We start from the raw sequence: 20337 nt of genomic DNA, 5'->3' as shown, positions 1-20337 counted from the left end.
CCGCGCGGACCGCGACGCCAAGCTGCCGAGTCAGGTAGAACAGGGTCGTGATCCAGATCTACCTGGTGCGGCACGGGGCACCGGACTACGCGGCGGTCGAGGGCCGCGGCTGGCCCGGCATGGCCGCCGACTCGGCGCCGCTGAGCACCGAGGGCGTCAAGCAGGCCGAGGCGGTCGCCGACCTGCTGAGCGGCGTCGGTGCGACGTACCTGGTCAGCTCGCCGTTCACCCGCGCCCTGCAGAGCGCCGCGATCATCGGGCACCGGCTCGCGCTCGGCGTGAAGGTCGACTACGAACTGCGCGACTGGCTGCCGAACAGCACCGGTACGTGGCGCGGCGTCGCCGACGTACGCGCTGCCCAGGCGGAGCTCAACGAGTACGGCGGCGAGTGGCCCGACGGCATCCCACGCCCGTGGGAGCCGCTGTCCGCGGTCCGCGAACGCGCCCACGCCGCCTTTGCCCGGCACACCGCGAGCACCGACGGCCCGGTCCTCGCGATCACCCACGCGATGGTGATCCGCGCCCTCAGCGGCACCGAGGACATCGCCCACGGCGCCCACGAGTACTACCGCTACGACCCCTCCGACACCGCGTGAACCACGCCCGACCCGCCGCCGGCCCAGGAGCCCGCGCGTTCCACGCCCCCTCCGGGCCCCGGGGCCGGGTTCGGCGATGACGCGTGAGGTCTCGCTCGGGCGGACGCTCGCGGTGATCGCCGCCGGCGGCGTGGTCGGCTCGTTGGCCCGGTACGGCGTCGCGGACGCCTGGCCTCATCAGCAAGGCGGGTTTCCCTGGGCGACGTTCGTCGTCAACGTCGTCGGGTGTTTTCTGATCGGCGTACTGCTGGCGCGGATCACTCCGCAGACCCATCCGTTGTTGCGGCCGTTCCTCGGGACCGGCGTACTGGGTGGGTTCACGACGTTCTCGACGTTTGCCGTGGACACCGACCGGTTGTTGCCCGATCACGCGGTGGTTGCCCTGGTCTACTTCTTCGGCACGCTGGCCGCCGCGATGGTCGCGGTCTGGGCCGGGGACCGGGTGGCGCGGTGAACCTCCTGCTCGTCGCCGTCGGCGCGGCGGTCGGGGCGCCGTTGCGGTTCCTCACCGACCGGTACGTCGTCGCCCGGATCATGCACGGCGCGAAGCCGTTCCCGTGGGGGACGCTGACGGTCAACGTGCTCGGCAGTTTCGTCCTCGGCCTGCTGACCGGCGTCAGCGACCACACGACCACGCTCCTTCTCGGCGTCGGGTTTTGCGGCGCGTTCACGACGTACAGCACGTTCTCCGCCGAGACCCTGCAACTCGCCCGCGGCGGGAACCGCGCCGGCGCGGTCCTCAACGCCGTACTCAACCTAGGCCTCGGCCTCGCCGCCGCGATCCTCGGCGCGACGATCACTTAGCCGGCCGAGCTCGACGTCACCTCGTCCGGCGCACCAGCGGGCGCTCAGCCCGGGCGCACCGCGCCGACCAGCGCGTCCACGGCGTCCGACAGCGAGTTCACCCAACCGGTCGGTTTGCCAACCGACTGCCAGCCCGGCCCGCCGACCACCAGCGCGTACGACGGCCGCGTGCGGACCAGCGTCTTCAGCGCGGCCAGGTCCGCCGTCTCCGGCGCGCTCGACCACACGAACACCGCGGCCGGCCGGATCCGGCGTACCGCCGACGACAGCGACGCGACCGGAGTCGCCGCCCCGAGCGTCCGGACCTTGACCCCGCGCTCGGCCAGCGCGGCCGCGAGGGCCAGCAGCGGGAGCGCGTGGTCCTCCCGCTCCAGGCACGCCAGTACGACGGGACGCTCCTCCTCGTGCGGCCGGTTCCGCTCGACCGCCCGGCGCGTGTGGTACCGCAGGCCGCCCGCGACGGCGTCCGACGCCAGGTGCTCGACCTCGACGCAGGCGCCGGTCCGCTCCCACTGGTCGCCGACCTCGACCAGCAGCGGCATCAGCCGGCTCGTCCAGGCCTCGACGGCGCCCGACCGGTCGAGGCTGCGGGCAACCTCGTGGGTGAGCCGCTCGGCGTCCATCGCGTTCGCCAGCGAGAACAGGTCCGCCGGCGGTTTCGACGGCTCGCGACGGGCTCGCGCGGGCGGCTGGAAGGTTGCCGCCGCAGCCTTCTCCGGGCCGGTGGCAACCGACGTGGCGGATGTCACAGCCGGTGAGGAGACCGGGTAGCTGCGGTCACGGACCTCCGCGGCCGCCTCGGCCGTCGGCACCCCCTGGTCGACCAGCCGCAGCATCGCGCGCAACCGGGCCAGGTCCTCCGCGTCGTACCGGCGGTGACCGCCTGTGCTGCGGGCGCTCGGGCTCAGTCCGTACCGGCGTTCCCAGCTCCGCAGGGTAGGCGCCGCGATGCCCAGACGGCGGGCGGCGGCACCGACGGTGAGGGTCTCCGAGGCGGGTCGCACGGCGTTCATCATGCCTGTTTCAACTCCCGATTCGGGGGAAATGCGGGCAGATTCGCCAAGGGCCGATAACGAATCGACCGAACTTCGAGACGACAAGGGTTGAACTACGCATGAGTTGAGCATAGTTTTCACCGAGCGCCCGTCCGCGCTCACGGTGAGTCAAGGAGGTTGCCATGTCGAGAGGGATGCCTCGCCTACCCCGCCCGCTCATGGATCTGTGGGACTGGCAGTCGCAAGCCGCTTGCCGCGACGTCAACCCGGAGCTGTTCTTCTCCCCCGAATCGGAGCGTGGCGTCCGCAAACGCGCGCGCGAGATGGTGGCGAAGTCGCTCTGCGGTACCTGCCCGGTCCAGCCCGAGTGCCGTCAGCACGCACTCTCCGTCGGAGAGCCGTACGGCGTCTGGGGCGGGACCACGGAATCCGAGCGGGACAACAACGTCGTACTCGCCGAGCACAGGAAGTCCGCCTGACGGCCGCCGGGTGACGATCCACCCCGACCCTTCCGGCCCCGGCCTGCCCCGGATCCGGACCCAGCCCCGGGACTTCTCGTCCGGAGGTTGAACACCCACCCAGCACCGAGGTCTTCGGGCGTGCACCCGCGCGCCCGAAGCCTCGGCGGGCCGGTGCCGCGGAAACCCCAGCACCCCAAGGGCTCCGAGCCCTGATCACCTGGACGCCCCCGCTGCCGACCCGCCCCCGGTGCTGCCCCGCGGCCCACACGCTGCCCGGTCTTCCGTACGGCGGTCGACGTGAGCTCACCCCCCCGGCCGGAAGACAGCCGCAGTACGAGCAACAGCTCGCAGTTGTCAGCCGTCCAGGTGACCACGTACGCCGACTTGCGGTTGCCCCGTACGCCGACTTGCGGTGCCCCCGAAGCTCGCCTGCAATGCGGCCGGAAAGGCCGCGAGGGCTGAGGCCGCTGCGGCCGAAAACAGCTGTAGGTGTTGCCGGCTGGAGGACCTTCGCGGGACTCCCCCGCCGGGCTGGTGCCAGTCGCCGAGGCTGCACAGTCTGGGCCGCTGCGGCTTGGAACAGCTGTAGGTGCTGCCGGCTTGGTGACAGCTCGGCTGAGGTTGCTGGGCTGGCTGTCAGCCGAGCGCAGCCCGTCAGCCGCCAGCCAGCGCGCTTGCCCGTGCGGGCACGGCTCAGCTGGTGCACGCACCCAGCTCAGCTCGCGCATCCAGCCCGGCGCGGCGCGGGCACCGTCCAGCTCGGCTCTGGTCGGCTCGTGCAGCGCCAGCTCAACTCGGCTCGTGCAGCGCCAGCTCGACTCGGCTCGTGCACCGCCAGCTCCACTCGGCTCGTGCACCGCCAGCTCCACTCGGCTTGGCTCGTGCACCGCCAGCTCGACTCGGGCGGCTCAGCCACTACACGGGCTCGGGCCGGCTCGGCCCGCGCACCGCCCAGCTCAGCTCGGGCACCGCCCAGCTCGGCTCAGGCACCGCCCGGCTCAGCTCTGGCCGCGCGGCTCGGCTCGTGCGCAATTCGGCGCGGGCACCGCCCGGCTCCCCTCATGCACCCTCCGGCTCAGCTCTGTGCGCTTCGCTTTTCGGCCGGTGGGGCCTCAGGGGGCAGGGCCTTGTCGGCCGCATGGGCACTGCCTCGAGGGGCAGGGGTGTGCTGGTTACTGCTTGCCGTCGTCCGACTCGGTGGGGGCTTCTTTGGTGGTGTCCGGTTCGCCCTTGTCCTTGGACGGTTTGTCCTTCGGCGGCTTGGCGGGCTTGTCCTTGGTGGGCTTGTCCTCGGCCGGCGGGTCCTGCGGGGGTGGGGCGGAGCCGCCCATGCGGGGGTCTCGGTAGCGCTCGAGGGTCGCCAGGAAGTCCGGGTCGTCGTCAGGGGCGACCGGGCGACCGGAGGCAGGCGCCCGGCGGACCGGGCGTTGCGGGCGGCCGGCGTTTCGCGACATCAGCAGCCAGATGATCGGGCCCGCGAAGGGCACGAAGACGATCAGGACGAGCCACACCAGCTTCGGCAGGTACGGGACGTCCTCGGTACGCGTCTGGATGCAGGAGAACAGCGCGTAGACGGTCAGGGCCAGGCTGATCAGGAACGGCAGATATCGCACGCCTCCACAGTACGGCGCTCGGACCAGCCCGCGACCCCGGCGGCGCGGCCGATCGTCTTTCGGCTCGCGAACGAACCGGCGATCAGGCGGCGACCGTCTCCAGTTCCTTCTCCTCCACGCGCTGCAGAGAAGACCGCCGTACGCCGTACGCGACGACCGCCGCCCACAGCCCCACCAGCACGCCGTACACCACGAACCGCGGCCCGGTCCCCACCTCGAGGCCCTTCATCAAGGTCCGCGCGTTGGTGAGGATCAGCACCAGCCCGACCCCGACGCCCAGCCACTGCGTGGCCAGCCGCGACACCAGCCAGGCGGCGAGCGGAGCCGCGATCACCCCGCCGATCAGCAGCGCGGCGACGATCCCGTACGGGATGTTCTCGCTCCCGAGCCCGAACAGGAAGCCCAGGCTCGCCGCGACCGACACGATGAACTCCGCGGCGTTGACCGACCCGACCGTCTTGCGCGGCGTGAGCTTCCCGCTCCCGAGCAGCGCCGACGTCGCCACCGGTCCCCACCCACCACCACCGGTCGCGTCGACGAACCCGGCGATCAGCCCGAGCGGCCCGAGGAACCGCCCGCCGACCTGCCCCTGGATCACCGCCCGGATCTTCCCGGTGGCGAAGCGCGCCAGGATGTAGACGCCGAGCAGGATCAGCAACGCGGCGACCCACAGCGACGCCGACTCGGTCGACAGGTTCGACAGGAACGTGGCCCCCGCGAACGCACCGACCCCACCCGGTACGCCGATCAGCGCAACGACGCGCCAGTCGACGTTGCCGAAGCGCCAGTGCGACAGGCCGGACGCCAACGTCGTCCCGACCTCGCTGAGGTGGACGGCGGCCGAGGCGACGGCCGGGGTGATGCCGGTGATCAGCAGGGCGGTGGTGGCGGTGACGCCGTACGCCATGCCGAGCGTGCCGTCGACCAGTTGGGCGACGGATCCGAGCAGGGCGATGAGGATGAGACGACGCACAGGACTGCTCCTTCGGGCGAACGCGGAGACGGCGGCTGACGAAGTGCGTCGAAGGTCAACAGCCGGCGGAGTTCACCCGGAGCAGGTCGACGTGCCGGCGACGCGTGAGTACGTCTCCGGGCGCGTTGAGGATGGCCTGCATCCCCCAAGGAAAGCAGACAAAGTCACCCAAGATGCCAGGGTTTCAGATGCCGAGACGCCTGATCATTTCCGCCCTTGAGTCAGCCCCCTCGCGCGCAGCACCGAGTTCTCCAGCGGCCGGAACACCGCCAGCTCGATCCCGACGCCGACCACGAAGATCAGCAGGATGCCCGCGAACACCATCGAGATGTCCGACAGCGACATCGCGTTGTGCAGGTACTGCCCGAGCCCTTCACCGAGATCGGGCGACGTCGCGATCAGCTCCGCGGCCATCAGCGACCGCCACGAGAACGCCCAACCCTGCTTGAGCCCGCCGAGGAATCCCGGCAACGCGGCGGGCAGCAGGATGTACCTGATCCCACCCCACCGGCCGGCGCCGAGCGCCTTGCCGACCCGCGGCAGGATCGGCGGCACCTGGTCCAGCCCGGACACCAGTCCGTTCGCGATCGACGGTACGGCGCCGAGCAGCACGACCCAGTAGATCGCGCGGTCGTTGAGTCCGAACCAGAGGATCGCCGCCGGGACCCAGGCCACCGACGGAAGGCTCTGCAGCCCGGACACCAGCGGCCCGACCCCGCGGCGGACCACGGTGATGTTCGCGATCGCCAGGCCGAGCGGTACGGCGATCAGCAGCGAGATCGCGAACCCGATCACGGCCCGGTGCACCGAAGTCCAGAACAGCTCGAGGATGTCGCCGGACGTCACGAGCTGCCAGATCTGGGCGCCGACGTCGACCGGCGCCGGCAACTTGAACTCCGGCCAGAACGCCGCGGCCCACAACACCTGCCAGATCAGCACGAACACCGCGATCGCGCCGACCGGAGGCAGCACCCGTACGACGATCCGCCGCAGCAGCGTCTCCCGGTGCACATCGACCGGGGTGTCGAGCGCGTCGAGCCCCGCCTCGACCGAGCCGGCATCACCGGGCCGGACCCGTGTGGCCTCAGGCGGCATGGCTGCTGATCACCTTGCGCAGGGCGGCGTTGACCTCGTCGACCGCACCGGTCTCGGCGCCGTCGGTGAGCCCGTCGACGTTCCACTCCTGCACCACGCGGCCGGGCCGCGAGGACAGCAGTACGACGCGCTGCCCGAGCCGCACCGCCTCGCGGACGTCGTGCGTGACGAACAGGATCGCCGTACCGGTGGCACGCCAGATCCGCAGCAACTCGCCCTGCAGTACGTCGCGAGTGATCGCGTCGAGCGCGGAGAACGGCTCGTCCATCAGCAGCAGCGACGGCTTGCCGGCGCCAGTCCCGGTGTGGTCGGTCGTCGAGGCGAGCGCACGCGCGAGGGCGACCCGCTGCCGCATCCCGCCGGACAGCTCGTGCGGCCGCTTGTCGCCGACCCCGCCGAGGCGGACCAGTTCGAGCAGCTCAGCCGCGGTGGCCCGCCGGGCCGCCTTGCCGACCCCGGCCATCCGCAGCGGCAGCTCGATGTTGCCCGCGGCGGTCAGCCACGGCATCAGCGCGGCTTCCTGGAAGACGACCGCCGGCCGGGACGAGTTCAGCTCGATCCGGCCGCTGGTCGGCTCGTCGAGCCCGGCCACCAGGTTGAGCAGCGTCGTCTTGCCGCAGCCGGACGCGCCGAGCAGGCAGACGAACTCCCCCGGCTCGACCGCGAGGTCGACCTGGTCGAGCGCGACGACGGCCTTGCCGCCCTGCCCGAAGGTCTTGCCGACCTGATGGAAGCGGACCGGAGTCGCCACCGGCGCCACCTGCCTGGTCTCGATCGTTGCGGTCATCGTGTTCCCCCTGGAAACGTCGGAACCCTGTCAGAGCCTTGAGAACAACGGTTACTTCTTGTCCAGGCCGGCGGCGTCGACGGTCGGCTGCCCGGCCTTGGTCAGCACCTCGTTCAGCGGTCCGAAGTCGGCGAAGCCCGACACGTTCGGCGCCTGTTTCGCGATCCCCGCGGTGACCTGGTCCTTGGCCAACTGCGGGAACTGGGCGGCGACCGGGTCGGCGGTGATCGTGATGTTGTCGAAGGCCCGGTCGATGACGGCCGGCTTCAGCGCCTTGCCGGTCAGCTCGAGCAACTGGGCGTTGACGACCTTCTTCGCCGCGGCCTCGTCCTTGGTGCTGAAGTCGATCGCCGCGACCAGGCCGGTCAGCAGCGCCTTGACCGTCTGCGGGTGCTCCTGCAGGAACTGGGTCCGCACGATCAGCACGGTGGTCGGGAACTTGCCGTCGGGCCACAGCGAGGCCTCGTCCAGCAGCACCTTCGCGCCGGCGTCGAGGACCAGCCGCGACGACCAGGGCTCGGGCAGCCAGGCGGCGTCGACGTCACCCTTCTTGAACGCGTCGAGCGTCTGCGCGTTCTCCAGGTTGGTGACCTTGACCTTGCCGGTCAGGCCCTTCTCGGACAGCCACTTCTTCAGCGACACGTCCTGGGTGTTGCCCAGCTGCGGCGTGACGACGGTCTTGCCGACCAGGTCCTCGGGCTTGGTGATGGTCGGCTTGACCACCAGCTGCGCGCCGCCGGACGTCGTACCGGCGATCAACCGGACCGCTTCGCCGTTGGACTTGGCGTAGGCGTTGATCGCCGGGCCGGAGCCGATGAAGGAAGCGTCCAGCGAGCCGCCGAGCAGCGCGCCGACGGCCTCCGGGCCGGCGTTGAACTTGGTCGGCACCAGCTTGGTGCTGCCGAGCTCCTTGGCGAACAGCTTCTGGTCGAGCCCGACCAGTGCCGCCGCGTGGGTGACGTTCGGGAAGTAGCCGAGCCGCAGCTCGGTGGCCAGGCCCTTGTCGGTGGCAGCAACCGGCTGCTCGTTGCTGTCGGCGCGCGAGCAGCCGACGGCGACGGCCATCAGCGCCACGGCGGCGGCCAGCAAGCGGGTACGGCGGAAGTTGTTCCTCACAGTGGTGACCTTCGGGGTGCGGGCGACCAGGGCGGATCGCGATCTGTCGTTCGGACCAAGCACGAGGGCCACCGGCAGGCCTGCGTTGCCGACCATGAAAGCAAACAAAATCTATCGACTGGCTCTCCTTTCAAGATGTGAGACATCGAGCTCAACATGCGGCTGGACCCATCACCTCCGCGCCCGGCTCCGAAGACCTTCCGGAATTGACCAAAGTTGTTCAGAACTTATGCACCCGGAAGGCTTTGCCCATGAACGGTCATCGTGAATCGGTGGCCGTGGTCGGGTCCGGCGTCGCCGGGTTGACCGCGGCGTACCTGCTGAGCCGGACGTGTCGGGTCACCGTCTTCGAGGCGGACGTCCGGCCCGGCGGGCACGCGCACACCCACGCCGTCACCGACTCGGCCGGCTCCACGCACCGGGTCGACAGCGGCTTCATCGTGCACAACGAGCAGACCTACCCGTACCTGCTCAAGCTCTTCGCCGAGCTCGGCGTCCGCACCCGCGCGACCGAGATGAGCATGAGCGTCCACTGCGACGGCTGCGGTCTCGAGTACGCCGGGGGCCGCGGCGCCGCCTCGATCCTCAGCCAGCCGCGCCGCCTCGCCGACGCCCGGTTCGTCCGGATGCTCGCCGAGGTCCCCCGCTTCCACCGCGAGGCGCGCGCCGTCCTGGACGGCGGCGACGACACCCTGACCTGGGCCGGGTTCCTCGACCGGCACGGCTTCTCGACGTACTTCCGGAACCACTTCGCCGTCCCGCTGGTCGCCTGCGTCTGGTCGTCGGGCACCGCCGACGCCGGGCTGTACCCGGCCCGCTACCTGTTCCGCTTCCTCGACCACCACGGCATGCTCACCGTCGGCGGCTCGCCGACCTGGCGCACGGTCGAGGGCGGTTCCGGCGCGTACGTCGACCAGCTCGTCGCCGCGATCGGCGACGTCCGGACGGCGACTCCCGTCCGCTCGGTGCTGCGGCACGACGACGGCGTCCAGGTCCTCACCGAGGATGACGCGATCCACGACTTCGACCGCGTTGTCCTCGCGACGCACGCCGACACGACGCTCGACCTGCTCGGCGACGCGACCCCGCAGGAGAAGAGCCTGCTCGGCGCGTTCCGCTACTCGGTCAACCCGACCTGGTTGCACACCGACACCTCCGTCCTGCCCGCCGTACGCCGGGCGCGGTCGTCGTGGAACTACCGGATGCGCGACTGCCACACCGACCAGCCGCAGGTCCTGGTCAGCTACTGGATGAACCGCCTGCAGGGCCTGGACTCCGCCGACGAGCACCTGGTCACGCTCAACCCGGACGGCTGGGTCGACCCGACGAAGGTCACCAGCCGGATGACGTACGCGCACCCGGTCTTTACTCCTCAGTCGGTCGCCGCGGCCGAGCAGCTCAAGTCCGCCGGCGGGCCCCGCCTCGCCTTCGCGGGCGCGCACCTGGGCTGGGGGTTCCACGAAGACGGCTGTCGCTCAGGTGTCGAGGCGGCCGCCCGGCTGGGAGTCGAGTGGTAGCCCTGCCGGCCCTGCCCGCGATCGTCCCCGGCCATGTCAGCCACTCACGACGGATGCCGCGCAGGCACCGGTTCCGCTACCGGACGTACCAGTGGCTCGTCGACGTCACCGACCTCCCCCGCCGCGGCTGGCTCGGCTCGTTCCGCGCCGCCGACCACCTCGGCGATTCCCAGCGGTCCCTGCGTGACAACGTCGCTCACTTCACCGCCGCCCAGGGCGTCCCCCTCGCCTCGGACGACCGCGTCCTGATGCTCGCCAACGCCCGCACGTTCGGCTACGTCTTCGACCCGCTCACCGTCTTCTGGTGCCTGACCGCCGCCGGCGACCTGCGCTGCGTCGTCCTCGAGATCCACAACACCTACGGCGAACGCCACGCCCAGTTCGCCCGCGGCACTCGCTTCAGCCTGGACAAGCAGTTCTACGTCTCCCCCTTCTTCACCGTCGAAGGCCGGTACGACGTGACGCTGCGCCTCGACCCCGGCCAGGTGTCGGTCGCGATCGACCTGCACCAGCACGACCGCCGCGTCTTCTCCGCGGCCTTCACCGGGAAACCCCGCCCGGCCGACCGGCGTGCTGTCCTCGCGACGGTCTTACGGACCCCTTTCGTCACCCACCAGATCGCGACCCTGATCCGAATGCACGGAGTGTGGCTGTGGTTCCGCCGGTTACCGGTGGTTCAGCGCCGCCCGCACACCCCACCGGAAGGAGTCGCACGATGAACCTCAACGAGCGCTGGCCAGACATCACCAAAAGTCCTCAAAGTTCTGTTCGTGCGACCGCCGCCCGACAGGTGCTTCGACGAGCTGTTCGCGACCTCCCACTGGAAGTGGTTTTGCCCGACGGGCGTCGGCTCGGACGCGGCGGACCAACCATGGAGATCGTCGACGACAGCTTCTTCCACCGGATCGGCGCCGACCTCAAGATCGGCTTCGGCGAGGCGTACATGGCCGGCGACTGGCGCCCCGGACCAGGCACCGATCTCGCCGAGCTGCTGACCGTCTTCGCGCGCCACCTCACCACGCTAGTTCCCCCGACTCTCCAGCGCTTCCGCAAGCTGATCGAGCAACGCATGCCGGCCACCGAGCGCAACGACCGCAGGGGCGCCCGCTCGAACATCGCCCGTCACTACGACCTGTCCAACGACCTGTTCGCGACCTTCCTCGACCCGACCATGTCGTACTCGTCCGCGCTCTTCGACACCACCGACGACCTCGATCAGGCCCAGGTCCGCAAGATCGACCACGTGCTCGACCTGGCCGGCGTACGAGACGGCTCGCGCGTGCTGGAGATCGGCACCGGCTGGGGCCAGCTCGCGATCCAGGCGGCGGGCCGCGGCGCGGCCGTCACGTCGATCACGCTGTCCACCGAGCAGCGCGACCTCGCGCGCAAGCGGATCGCCGAGGCCGGCGTGGACGCGACCGTCGAGCTGTGCGACTACCGCGACGTCGAGGGCCGGTACGACGCGGTGGTGAGCGTCGAGATGATCGAAGCGGTCGGCGAGCGCTACTGGCCGACGTACTTCGAGACCGTCGACCGCGTGCTCGTCCCCGGCGGGCGGTTCGGCCTGCAGGCGATCACCATGCCCGACGACCGGCTGCGGGCGACCCGGCACGCCCAGGGCTGGATCCACAAGTACATCTTCCCGGGCGGGCTGATCCCTTCCCTGGAGGCGATCGACCGCGCGGCGGGCCGTCTCACCGTGGTCGACCAGCGCGCGTTCGGCGCCGACTACGCGCGGACGCTGCGCCTGTGGAGAGACCGTTTCACCGAGCAGGCCGCCGAGGTCGACGCGCTCGGCTTCGACGAGACCTTCCGCCGGATGTGGGAGTTCTACCTCGCCTACTCCGAAGCCGGCTTCCGCTCCGGCTACCTCGACGTCGTCCAGCTCGCCCTCACCCGAAGGACCTGACATGAATCTCGCCAACCGCAGGATCTGGGTCGTCGGCGCCTCCTCCGGCATCGGCGCCGCCCTCGCCCACGAGCTGCACCGGCGCGGCGCGCAGGTCGCGATCTCGGCCCGCCGGGAGGACAAGCTCAAGGAGGTCGCCGGGCACCACCTGACCATCAGCACCGTCGACGTCACCGACCAGGACTCCGTACGCCGGGCCGCCCACGACGTGACGCAGGAGCTCGGCGGGCTCGACATCGTCGTGTTCAGCGCCGGCTACTGGCAGCAGATGGACGACTTCGACGCCGGCTCCTTCCAGAAGCACCTCGACGTCAACCTGACCGGCCTGGCCAACACCCTCGACACGGTCATCCCGCGGCTGCGGGGCGGCGGCATGATCGTCGGGATCGCGTCGGTCGCCGGCTACCGCGGCCTGCCCGGAGCCGAGGCGTACGGCGCGACCAAGGCCGCGCAGATTAACCTGCTCGAGGCGCTGCGCGCCAAGCTCCGGCCCGCCGGCATCGACGTGCTGACCGTCTGCCCGGGCTTCGTCGAGACCGAGATGACCGAGACCAACTCGTTCCCGATGCCGTTCATCATCAAGGCCGACCAGGCCGCCCGCGCGATCGCCGACGGCATCGAGCGTCAGTCCGCCCGGATCGTCTTCCCCTGGCAGATGTCCCTGCTGATGCGCTTCGCCAAGCTCGTCCCTGACCGCCTGTGGGCATTGGCTCTCACGCCTCGGCCGTGATCTGTCCAGATGCGGACAGAGGTGTTGCCCCGACCCCGCGCAGGTACGTACGGTCCTCCGGGATCGACCGCCGACGTGAGGAGCTCACCCCGTGGCCACACCAGCTTTCCCGGACGGCTGGACCCCCGGCGGACCCCTCGACGTGGCGAAGCTCACGGTCGAGTACGCCGACCGCCCGCTCGGCCTCGACGAGCCGCGCCCGCGCCTCGCCTGGATCGCGACCGCGCCCGGCTACGGCGCCACCCAGTCGGCGTACCAGGTCCTCGTCGCCACCAGTCCTGATCTCCTCGCCCCCGAGCAGGCGGACGTCTGGGACACGGGCAAGCTCACCGGTGACGCCATCCAGCTCGAGTACGACGGCCCGCAGCTCGCGCCGCGCACCCGCTACCACTGGGCCATCCGTCTCTGGGACGGCCTCGACCGCGAGAGCCGGTGGAGCCGCCCGAGCTGGTTCGAGACCGCGCTGCTCGACGAGGGCTGGCAGGACGCCCGTTGGATCGGCGCCTCCACCGAGGCCGCTCCCCTGCTCCGCCGCGCCTTCGACCTGCCCGGCCCGGTCGCGAAGGCCCGCCTCTACGTCAGCGGTCTCGCGTACGCCGACCTCCACCTCAACGGCCAACGAGTCAGCGACGCCGTCCTCGACCCCGGGTTCACCGACTACGACCGCACGGTCCTCTACGTCACCCACGACGTCACCGACCTCCTCCAGCCCGGCGGCAACGTCCTCGGCGCCGAGCTCGGCCGCGGCTTTTTCGGCCTGACTACCCCGAACACCTGGCGCTGGCACGAAGCCCCCTGGATCGCCGACCCGCGCCTGCTGGCCCGCCTGGTGGTCGACCACGAGGACGGCACGACCACCGAGATCCACTCGGACACCAGCTGGCAGGTGACCAGCGGCCCGACGACCTCCGACAGCCTGTACGCCGGAGAGACCTACGACTCGCGCCTCGCCCAGCCCGGCTGGGACACCACGGACTTCGACGCCTCCACCTGGTCCCCCGCCCTCGAACTGGACCCGCCCAAGGGCCGGCTCCGCGCCCAGCAGCACGAACCGATCCGCGTCGTCGAAGAAGTCCAGCCGACCGAGATCACCACGCCGCACGCCGGCACGCAGGTCGTCGACTTCGGCCGCACCACCGCCGGCTGGGTCCGCCTGGCCGCCGAAGCACCGGCCGGCCGGACGATCAGCCTCGTGTACGGCGAGACGCTCGCCCCCGACGGCCAGGTCGTCGCGGTCAACCGGCACGTGCACGTCGACCGCTTCCAGCGCGACGAGTACATTGCCTCAGGCAACGGCATCGAGACCTGGGCGCCGCGCTTCTCGTACAAGGGCTTCCGCTACGTCCAGGTCACCGGCGCCGACACCGCCGAGCTCACCCTCCAGGTCGTCCACTCCGACGTCCGGCCGGCCTCGCGGTTCAGCTCCGACGTCCCGATCTACGAGTGGCTCGAGCACGCGATGCGCCGGACCGTGCTGAACAACCTGCACGGCATCCCCACCGACACCCCGATCCTGGAGAAGAACGGCTGGACCGGCGACGCGCAGGTCGGCGCGCCGTCGATGATGTCGCTGCTGGACTTGTCGCGCTTCTTCACCAAGTGGCTCGGCGACCTGCGCGACAGCCAGACCGCCGAGGGCCAGCTGCCGGTGATCGTGCCGTCCGGTGGCTGGGGGTACGCCGAACTGGCGCCCGCGACCGAGTGGTCGACGGTCTATCCGTTCGTACTGCGCGAAATGCACCGCTGGTACGGCGACACGCACTTGCTGCGCGAGCACTGGGAGGCGGTCAACCGCTACGTCGACTGGGAACTGGCCCGGGTCGAGGACGGCCTGTCGACCAGTGTGCTCGGCGACTGGATCCCCCCGGGCTACCCGGACGGCCCGCCGCCGGAGGACTCCCGGCTGACCGCGACGGCGTACCTGCACCGGGCGCTCACCGCGGTGATCGAGATCGGCGAGCTGATCGGCGAGACCGGCGACCTGGACCGGTTGCGCAGGGCAACCGTTGAGCTGGCCGACGGGCTCAACCGCGAGTTCCTCGATCGCGAGGCGGGCCTCTACCGCACCGCGAAGGACCCCGACTACCGGCAGACCTCGAACGCGGTGCCGCTGGCGTTCGGCCTGGTTCCCGACGAGCTGGTCGACCAGGTCGTCGCCAACCTGGTCAGCGACATCGAGGCCCGCGACTTCCACCTGAACACCGGCTGCCTCGGTGTCGGCGTACTGCTCCCGGTCCTGAGCCGGTACGGGCACGCCGACGTCGCCGCGAAGGTCGCCCAGCAACGGACCTACCCGAGCTGGGGCTACTGGATGGAACAGGGCGCCGACACCCTGTGGGAGATGTGGGAGACCGACACGCGGTCGCGCAACCACTACTTCCAGGGCACCGTCGTGCAGTGGCTGCTGGAGAACGTCAGCGGCCTCCGCAACGCCGGCAACGGGTGGGAGCGGATCGTGGTCCGCCCGGACGGACGAGCGGACACGGCTCAGGCGTCGCTGCGCACCGACACGGTGCGCGGGAAGGTGTCCGCGACCTGGCGGCAGGTCGGGCGCGTGCTGCACGTCGAGGTCCAGGTCCCGGTCGGCAGCACCGCCGAGGTGCACCTGCCGTCGGAGGAGGCGGCCGACGTCACCGCCGTACCGGCTCCGTACGCCGGGGAACCGGTCTGGGCGGACGGCTACACGATCTACACGGTCCCGTCAGGGCACTGGTCGTTCACCAGCCGGACGGCGTGACCTTCGTGTAGAGCAGATCGCGGCAAACTCGGCCCTCGCTGTGCGCGCGGGACTCGAACTTGGTCAGCGGGCGCCACGACGGACGCGGCGCCCAACCGTCGTACTGATTGACGAGCTGCGGCTCAGCCGTGCAGACCTCGCGCATCTCGTCGGCGTAGTCGGCCCAGTCCGTGGCCAGGTGCAACGTCCCGCCCGGCCGCAGCCGCGACGCGACCAGCGCGACGAACGGCGCCTTCACCAGGCGCCGTTTGTTGTGCCGCTTCTTCTGCCACGGGTCCGGAAAGTAGATCCGTACGCCGTCCAGCGTGTCCGGCGCGACGTGGTCCCGGAGGAAGTCGAGCGCGTCGCCGTGCAGGAGGCGGACGTTGCTCAGCTCGTTCTTCTCGACCGCCAGCATCAGCTGCCCGAGCCCGGCCGGGTAGACCTCGGCGGCCAGGTGGTTGACCTCGGGCGCGGCCTGCGCGAGCTGCGCGGTCGCCTCGCCCATGCCCGACCCGATCTCCAGCACCACCGGCGCGGTCCGGCCGAACCAGGCGTCCAGGTCGAGGATCCCGGCCGGCAGGTCCTCCAGCTTGCGCCCGAGCTCGGACCAGTGCGTCTCCCACACCCGCTGCTGCCCGACCGTCATCCGCACGCTGCGCCGGACATGACTGAACACGCCCGGCTGCCGGACCTGATCCACCTCTTGCACCGATACAAACTCAGCCACCGGTACAAAGTACAGGGCCCTACGCAGACCTCCGGTAGTCGAGCAGGAGAGGATCCCCCCGCAACCGGGCCAGCGCACGGCTGGTCTGGCTCTTGATCGTGCCGACCGCGCACCCGACCTCCAGCGCGGTCTCGGCCTCGCTCAGATCGACCAGGTACCGCAGGACGACGACCACGCGCATCCGTCCCGGCAGCCGTTCCAGCGCGGCGACCAGAACCGTGTCGCGCTCGATCCGGTCGTAGTGGTCGATCATCACCGGCAGGATCGGCAGCTCCTCGGTGGGGAACTCCAGCTTGCCCTTCTTCACCCGCCAGTGGGCGCGGCAGGTGTTGACGAGCACCTGCCGCACGTACGCGTACGGGTCCTCGGCCCGGATGGTGTCCCACCTGCGCCAGCACTTGGCCAGCGTGGTCTGCACCAGGTCCTCGGCCAGGCCGTGGTCGCGGATCAGCAGGTGCGCCGTACCCAGCAGTGCGCCGTACCGGTCTGTCACGAAGTTCGTGAAGCTCGTGGCGCTGTCCCCCGACAGATCCTCCATGGTGATCGCCCCCAGCGTGTGCTCTGCGAGAAATCAGAGTCGCGCAGGGGCCTTTCAGGACGCTTTCATCGCCTCACCGCGGTGAATTACTCGCCCCAGAACAGGTGATCCACCACGTTGCGTGCACGTCTGGTCAACCGTAGGTAGTCGTCGGAGAACCGGCTGGTCTGCCCCGGCGGGTAGCCGCAGATCTGCGCCACGGCGGCCAGGTCGCGCGGATCGCGCGGCAACGAGTCACTCGGCCGGGCGCGGGTCAGCATGATCGCGTTCCGGATCCGCGACGCCCGCTGCCAGGCGGCTCGCAGTATGTCGGCTTCCCGCGGCTCGAACAGTCCCTCCTCGACGGCCACCCGCAACGCCCCGAGCGTCCGCGTCGTCCGCAGACCCGCGACCCGGTGCGCCTCGCGCAGCTGGAGCAGCTGGACCGTCCACTCGATGTCGGCCAGACCGCCGCGCCCGAGCTTGGTGTGGGTGGCCGGATCGGCGCCGCGCGGCAGCCGCTCGGCGTCGACGCGCGCCTTGATCCGCCGGATCTCCATCACGTCCCGCTCCGGTACGCCGTCCGCCGGGTAGCGCAGCGGGTCGATCAGGTCGCGGAACGCCTGGCACAGCTCGGGATCGCCGCAGAGCGGATCGGCCCGGAGCAGCGCCTGCGCCTCCCAGACCGCCGACCAGCGCGCGTAGTACGACGCGTACGACGCCAGCGTGCGGACGAGCGGTCCCTGCCGGCCTTCGGGCCGCAGGTCGGCGTCGATCGCGACGGCCGGGTCCGCCCCCGGCAGCGACAGCAGCCGGCGCAGCTCGGTGGCCGCCTGCGTGGCGAAGTCGGTCGCCGCCTTTTCCGATGCCCCCGGCAACGGATCGTGGACGAACATCACGTCCGCGTCGCTGCCGTAGCCGAGCTCGTGCCCGCCGAACCGGCCCATCGCGACGATCGCCATCCGGGTCGGTTCCTCACCACCCTTGGCGACCACCCGTCGGGCGACCTCCAGCGAACTGGTCAGCGTCGCGGCCGCGATCGTGGTCAGCGCCTCGCCGACCTGCTCGACCTCGAGCAGGTTCGACAGGTCGGCCGCCGCGACGCGGAACAGCTCACGCCGCCGGACCGCGCGGATCGCGGCCACCGCGGCCTCCGGCTTCTCCTGCCGGCGCGCCGCGGCGGACATCTCGGTCAGCAGCGCCTCGGGCTTCCGCGGGACCAGCTCGCGCTCGTCCGCGAGCATCGCCGTCGCCTCGGGGGCCCGCTGCAGCAGGTCGACGGCGTACCGGCCACTGGCCAGCAAGTGCGCGAGGCGCTCGGCGGAAGCGCCTTCGTCGCGGAGCTGGCGCAGGTACCACGGCGTCGAGCCGAGGGCGTCGGAGATCGTCCGGAACGCGAGCAGACCGGCGTCCGGGTCGGGTGACTCGGCGAACCAGCCGAGCATCGCCGGAAGCAGGGCGCGCTGAATGGACGAGCGCCGGGACACGCCCTCGGACAACGCCTCGATGTGCCGCAGCGCGGACGCCGGGTCGGCGTACCCGAGTGCGGTGAGGCGCTGCTTCGCGGCCTCGGGGGTCAGCCGGACCTCTTGACCCGGGATGCGCGCGACGGCCGCCAGCAGCGGGCGGTAGAAGAGCTTCTCGTGCAGGCGGCGGACCTCCAGCGCGTGCTTCTTCCACACCTTGGTCAGGTCGGCGATCGGGTTCTTCGTGAAGCCGAGCGAGCGACCGAGCCGGCGCAGGTCGTCCTCGTGCTCGGGAACCGAGTGGGTCCGCCGCAGCCGGTACAGCTGGATCCGGTGCTCCATCGAGCGCAGGAACCGGTACGCGTCGGCCAGTACGGCGCCGTCGGTGCGGCCGACGTACCCCGAGCTGGTCAGCTGCTCCAGCGCGATCAGCGTCGTCCCGCTGCGCACGCTCTCGTCGCTCCGCCCGTGCACCAGCTGCAGCAGCTGTACGGCGAACTCGACGTCGCGCAGACCACCCGGCCCGAGCTTCAGCTGACGGTCGACGTCGGCGGCCGGGATGTGGTCGACGACCCGGCGGCGCATCGCCTGGACGTCGTCGACGAACCCCTCGCGGTCGGCCGCGGACCAGACCAGGCCGGCCGTCTGGTCGGCGTACGCCTGACCGAGCTCGGCGTCACCGGCGATCGGGCGGGCCTTCAGCAGCGCCTGGAACTCCCACGTCTTGGCCCAGCGCTGGTAGTAGGCCAGATGGCTGTCGAGCGTGCGGACCAGCGGGCCGGACTTTCCTTCCGGGCGGAGCGCGGCGTCGACCGGCCAGAGCGTGCCCTCGGCGGTGTGCGCCGAACAGATCCGCATCGCGGCGGCCGCCAGCTGGGTCGCGGTCTTCAGCGCCGGCGCCTCGTCCTCGCCCTCCAGCGGTTCGGCGACGAACAGGACGTCGACGTCGCTGACGTAGTTCAGCTCACGGCCGCCACACTTGCCCATGGCAATGATCGCGAGCCGGCAGTCGGCGGCGCCGGGGTGCTGGCCGAAGTAGTCGTTGCGGGCGATCTGGAGGGCGGTCTCCAGCGCGCCACCGGCCAGGTCGGCCAGGACGGCGGCGGTCTCGTCGACGAGCAGGCCCTCCGCGAGGTCGCGCGCGGCCAGGCGGAGCAGGAGCCGGCGGTATTCGATGCGCAGGGCATCGACCGGGTTGTCGTCGTCGACGGCCAGCGCGAGCCGGGCGGCGACGTCGTCCGGCGTCGGGTTGCTGCCGGCCAGCGCCGGGTCGGCCAGGTCGTACCAGTGCCGCGGGTGCACGGTGAGGTGACGGCCGAGCGCCTCGCTCGCGCCGAGCACGCAGCACAGGCGACGGCGGAAGTCGCCGTCCATGTCGAGCGTACGGGCGAAGGCGGACACGTCGTACTCGTGCTGGGTCAGCGCCTCGGCCAGGCCGAGCAGGTGCAGCAGCGCGAGATCGGGGTCGGCGGACTCCGACAGCGAGGTGATCAGCTGCTCGGTCGCCATCGGGGTGCGGGCGTCCAGCCGGTCGAGCTCCTGGAGCATCTTCGAGGCCCGCTGGGGGTCCGCGAACCCCCGGCGGACCAGCTGGCCCTCACTCGACACCTTCCGCGACTCCGCCACCCCCGCAGATTACCGGCGTCGGGACCGTGAACACCTTCCCGGGACCTCGGACAGCACCTGTGGTGTCCGAGGTGGCCAGGACGTGGTCACGGTCCCCACCGCACGACCGGCGCAGATCGCGGTTCCGTTGCGGGGTGATCACGGCCAACACACGGAGTGGCTGGCGAAAACTGTCTGTGACGGGCATGATGACTCGTCATGGTCATGATGACGGGGTCGCTCGCTGTTCGGGGCACGGTGGTCTGGTTGACGCCCCAGCAGGGCGGGCGAGTGTCCGGGCCGCCCGAGCCGGACTACGACTACGACTACACAGCCACCGCGTTCCTGCCACCACGCACGGCCGAGGACGGCCAGGTCGGCATCGCGCTGCGCCGCTTCGCCCCCGGCGCCTGGCGTTCCGCGGCCGAGGGCATCCTCGTCCCGGCCCAGGACCACCGTGCCCAGCAGGTCGTCCCCGGCTGCATCGTGGTCGTCACCGAGGGAATCCGTCCGGTCGGCCTGTTCACGGTCGACGAGGTCGAGATCCTCACCGCCGACGGCACCACGATTCCGGAGCCCAGGGCAACCACTCCGGCGCCGGAAGCCCTTAGTACGCCGTACCGGCACTCCACCGCGGCCGCCCGGTGGGCCGACAGCAAGCAGCCGGAGAGTCCCACGGACTCCCCGGCTGTCGCCCTCACCTGAAC

General features: G+C 71.0%; 20 protein-coding genes. 10 read left to right on the top strand and 10 right to left on the bottom strand.

The window, feature by feature from the left end; genetic code table 11:
* Nucleotides 1-47: 47 nt before the first annotated feature.
* From ABD235_RS02595 to crcB (ABD235_RS02585), 3 genes are all read left to right on the top strand, one after another.
* Nucleotides 48-596, top strand: a complete 549-nt coding sequence (locus tag ABD235_RS02595) for a histidine phosphatase family protein (RefSeq protein ID WP_344168689.1) — start codon at nucleotides 48-50, stop codon at nucleotides 594-596.
* A gap of 76 nt (nucleotides 597-672) precedes the next feature.
* Nucleotides 673-1050, top strand: coding sequence for a fluoride efflux transporter CrcB (gene crcB, locus ABD235_RS02590; protein WP_344168686.1), 378 nt, complete (start codon nucleotides 673-675; stop codon nucleotides 1048-1050).
* Nucleotides 1047-1400 carry a fluoride efflux transporter CrcB gene (gene crcB / locus ABD235_RS02585; RefSeq protein WP_344168683.1) on the top strand — a complete coding sequence of 118 codons (354 nt, stop codon included), beginning with the start codon at nucleotides 1047-1049 and terminating at the stop codon, nucleotides 1398-1400. Before crcB (ABD235_RS02590) ends, crcB (ABD235_RS02585) begins: the two co-directional genes overlap by 4 nt.
* Before the next feature lie 44 nt (nucleotides 1401-1444).
* On the opposite strand, the gene ABD235_RS02580 is transcribed toward crcB (ABD235_RS02585), so the two are convergent.
* Entirely contained in the window at nucleotides 1445-2413 is a 969-nt protein-coding gene (locus tag ABD235_RS02580; protein ID WP_344168680.1) for a MerR family transcriptional regulator, read from the bottom strand.
* Between the two features lie 200 nt (nucleotides 2414-2613).
* Between ABD235_RS02580 and ABD235_RS02575 the strand changes: the two genes are divergently transcribed.
* Nucleotides 2614-2874: a WhiB family transcriptional regulator gene (locus ABD235_RS02575; protein WP_344168677.1), complete on the top strand. Its 261-nt coding sequence runs from the start codon at nucleotides 2614-2616 to the stop codon at nucleotides 2872-2874.
* A gap of 1154 nt (nucleotides 2875-4028) precedes the next feature.
* Here the strand turns inward: ABD235_RS02575 and ABD235_RS02570 are convergent.
* The 6 genes from ABD235_RS02570 to ABD235_RS02550 all read right to left on the bottom strand — a co-directional run bounded on the left by ABD235_RS02570 (nucleotide 4029) and on the right by ABD235_RS02550 (nucleotide 8440).
* A complete protein-coding gene (locus ABD235_RS02570; RefSeq protein ID WP_344168675.1) occupies nucleotides 4029-4469 on the bottom strand; it encodes a PLD nuclease N-terminal domain-containing protein in 441 nt (146 codons plus the stop codon).
* Between the two features lie 82 nt (nucleotides 4470-4551).
* A complete protein-coding gene (locus tag ABD235_RS02565; RefSeq protein ID WP_344168672.1) occupies nucleotides 4552-5442 on the bottom strand; it encodes a sulfite exporter TauE/SafE family protein in 891 nt (296 codons plus the stop codon).
* 55 nt (nucleotides 5443-5497) lie between these two features.
* Nucleotides 5498-5584 carry a putative leader peptide gene (locus tag ABD235_RS39890; protein WP_425553103.1) on the bottom strand — a complete coding sequence of 29 codons (87 nt, stop codon included), beginning with the start codon at nucleotides 5582-5584 and terminating at the stop codon, nucleotides 5498-5500.
* A 62-nt stretch (nucleotides 5585-5646) separates the two neighbouring features.
* On the bottom strand, nucleotides 5647-6537 hold the full coding sequence (locus ABD235_RS02560; protein ID WP_344168669.1) for an ABC transporter permease: 891 nt from the start codon (nucleotides 6535-6537) through the stop codon (nucleotides 5647-5649).
* Nucleotides 6527-7324: an ABC transporter ATP-binding protein gene (locus ABD235_RS02555; protein WP_344168666.1), complete on the bottom strand. Its 798-nt coding sequence runs from the start codon at nucleotides 7322-7324 to the stop codon at nucleotides 6527-6529. Before ABD235_RS02555 ends, ABD235_RS02560 begins: the two co-directional genes overlap by 11 nt.
* 51 nt (nucleotides 7325-7375) lie before the next feature.
* Complete coding sequence (locus ABD235_RS02550) at nucleotides 7376-8440, bottom strand: ABC transporter substrate-binding protein (RefSeq protein WP_344168663.1); 1065 nt, start codon at nucleotides 8438-8440, stop codon at nucleotides 7376-7378.
* Between the two features lie 251 nt (nucleotides 8441-8691).
* Here ABD235_RS02550 and ABD235_RS02545 point away from each other — a divergent pair, with 251 nt between their 5' ends.
* From ABD235_RS02545 to ABD235_RS02525, 5 genes are all read left to right on the top strand, one after another.
* Entirely contained in the window at nucleotides 8692-9957 is a 1266-nt protein-coding gene (locus ABD235_RS02545) for an NAD(P)/FAD-dependent oxidoreductase (protein WP_344168660.1), read from the top strand.
* Nucleotides 9958-10010: 53 nt separating this feature from the next.
* Complete coding sequence (locus ABD235_RS02540) at nucleotides 10011-10676, top strand: DUF1365 domain-containing protein (RefSeq protein ID WP_344168657.1); 666 nt, start codon at nucleotides 10011-10013, stop codon at nucleotides 10674-10676.
* 152 nt (nucleotides 10677-10828) lie between these two features.
* Nucleotides 10829-11866: a class I SAM-dependent methyltransferase gene (locus ABD235_RS02535; RefSeq protein WP_344168654.1), complete on the top strand. Its 1038-nt coding sequence runs from the start codon at nucleotides 10829-10831 to the stop codon at nucleotides 11864-11866.
* 1 nt (nucleotide 11867) lies between these two features.
* Nucleotides 11868-12596 (top strand): SDR family NAD(P)-dependent oxidoreductase, encoded by a 729-nt coding sequence (locus ABD235_RS02530; RefSeq protein ID WP_344168651.1) that lies wholly within the window; start codon nucleotides 11868-11870, stop codon nucleotides 12594-12596.
* Nucleotides 12597-12687: 91 nt separating this feature from the next.
* On the top strand, nucleotides 12688-15333 hold the full coding sequence (locus tag ABD235_RS02525; protein WP_344168649.1) for a family 78 glycoside hydrolase catalytic domain: 2646 nt from the start codon (nucleotides 12688-12690) through the stop codon (nucleotides 15331-15333).
* Here ABD235_RS02525 and trmB read toward each other — a convergent pair.
* The 3 genes from trmB to ABD235_RS02510 all read right to left on the bottom strand — a co-directional run bounded on the left by trmB (nucleotide 15314) and on the right by ABD235_RS02510 (nucleotide 19651).
* Nucleotides 15314-16042, bottom strand: coding sequence for a tRNA (guanosine(46)-N7)-methyltransferase TrmB (gene trmB / locus ABD235_RS02520; protein WP_344168647.1), 729 nt, complete (start codon nucleotides 16040-16042; stop codon nucleotides 15314-15316). The genes ABD235_RS02525 and trmB overlap by 20 nt on opposite strands.
* 19 nt (nucleotides 16043-16061) lie before the next feature.
* A complete protein-coding gene (locus ABD235_RS02515; RefSeq protein ID WP_344168644.1) occupies nucleotides 16062-16580 on the bottom strand; it encodes a SigE family RNA polymerase sigma factor in 519 nt (172 codons plus the stop codon).
* Between the two features lie 86 nt (nucleotides 16581-16666).
* Entirely contained in the window at nucleotides 16667-19651 is a 2985-nt protein-coding gene (locus ABD235_RS02510; RefSeq protein ID WP_425553053.1) for a bifunctional [glutamine synthetase] adenylyltransferase/[glutamine synthetase]-adenylyl-L-tyrosine phosphorylase, read from the bottom strand.
* A gap of 198 nt (nucleotides 19652-19849) precedes the next feature.
* Between ABD235_RS02510 and ABD235_RS02505 the strand changes: the two genes are divergently transcribed.
* Nucleotides 19850-20335 (top strand): hypothetical protein, encoded by a 486-nt coding sequence (locus tag ABD235_RS02505; protein ID WP_344168641.1) that lies wholly within the window; start codon nucleotides 19850-19852, stop codon nucleotides 20333-20335.
* Nucleotides 20336-20337: the final 2 nt, after the last annotated feature.

Origin of the sequence: Kribbella lupini, assembly GCF_039529595.1 — a bacterium.
GTDB lineage: Bacteria > Actinomycetota > Actinomycetes > Propionibacteriales > Kribbellaceae > Kribbella > Kribbella lupini.
This window is presented reverse-complemented; position numbering and strand designations above follow the sequence as displayed.

Coding starts and splice junctions, on each gene's coding strand:
- ABD235_RS39890 (WP_425553103.1), bottom strand. CDS start 5,584: ATGCAGGCCATCCTCAACGCGCCCGGAGACGTACTCACGCGTCGCCGG.
- ABD235_RS02545 (WP_344168660.1), top strand. CDS start 8,692: ATGAACGGTCATCGTGAATCGGTGGCCGTGGTCGGGTCCGGCGTCGCC.
- ABD235_RS02580 (WP_344168680.1), bottom strand. CDS start 2,413: ATGAACGCCGTGCGACCCGCCTCGGAGACCCTCACCGTCGGTGCCGCC.
- ABD235_RS02515 (WP_344168644.1), bottom strand. CDS start 16,580: ATGGAGGATCTGTCGGGGGACAGCGCCACGAGCTTCACGAACTTCGTG.
- ABD235_RS02505 (WP_344168641.1), top strand. CDS start 19,850: ATGGTCATGATGACGGGGTCGCTCGCTGTTCGGGGCACGGTGGTCTGG.
- ABD235_RS02555 (WP_344168666.1), bottom strand. CDS start 7,324: ATGACCGCAACGATCGAGACCAGGCAGGTGGCGCCGGTGGCGACTCCG.
- ABD235_RS02530 (WP_344168651.1), top strand. CDS start 11,868: ATGAATCTCGCCAACCGCAGGATCTGGGTCGTCGGCGCCTCCTCCGGC.
- ABD235_RS02575 (WP_344168677.1), top strand. CDS start 2,614: ATGGATCTGTGGGACTGGCAGTCGCAAGCCGCTTGCCGCGACGTCAAC.
- crcB (WP_344168686.1), top strand. CDS start 673: ATGACGCGTGAGGTCTCGCTCGGGCGGACGCTCGCGGTGATCGCCGCC.
- ABD235_RS02560 (WP_344168669.1), bottom strand. CDS start 6,537: ATGCCGCCTGAGGCCACACGGGTCCGGCCCGGTGATGCCGGCTCGGTC.
- ABD235_RS02540 (WP_344168657.1), top strand. CDS start 10,011: ATGCCGCGCAGGCACCGGTTCCGCTACCGGACGTACCAGTGGCTCGTC.
- ABD235_RS02535 (WP_344168654.1), top strand. CDS start 10,829: ATGGAGATCGTCGACGACAGCTTCTTCCACCGGATCGGCGCCGACCTC.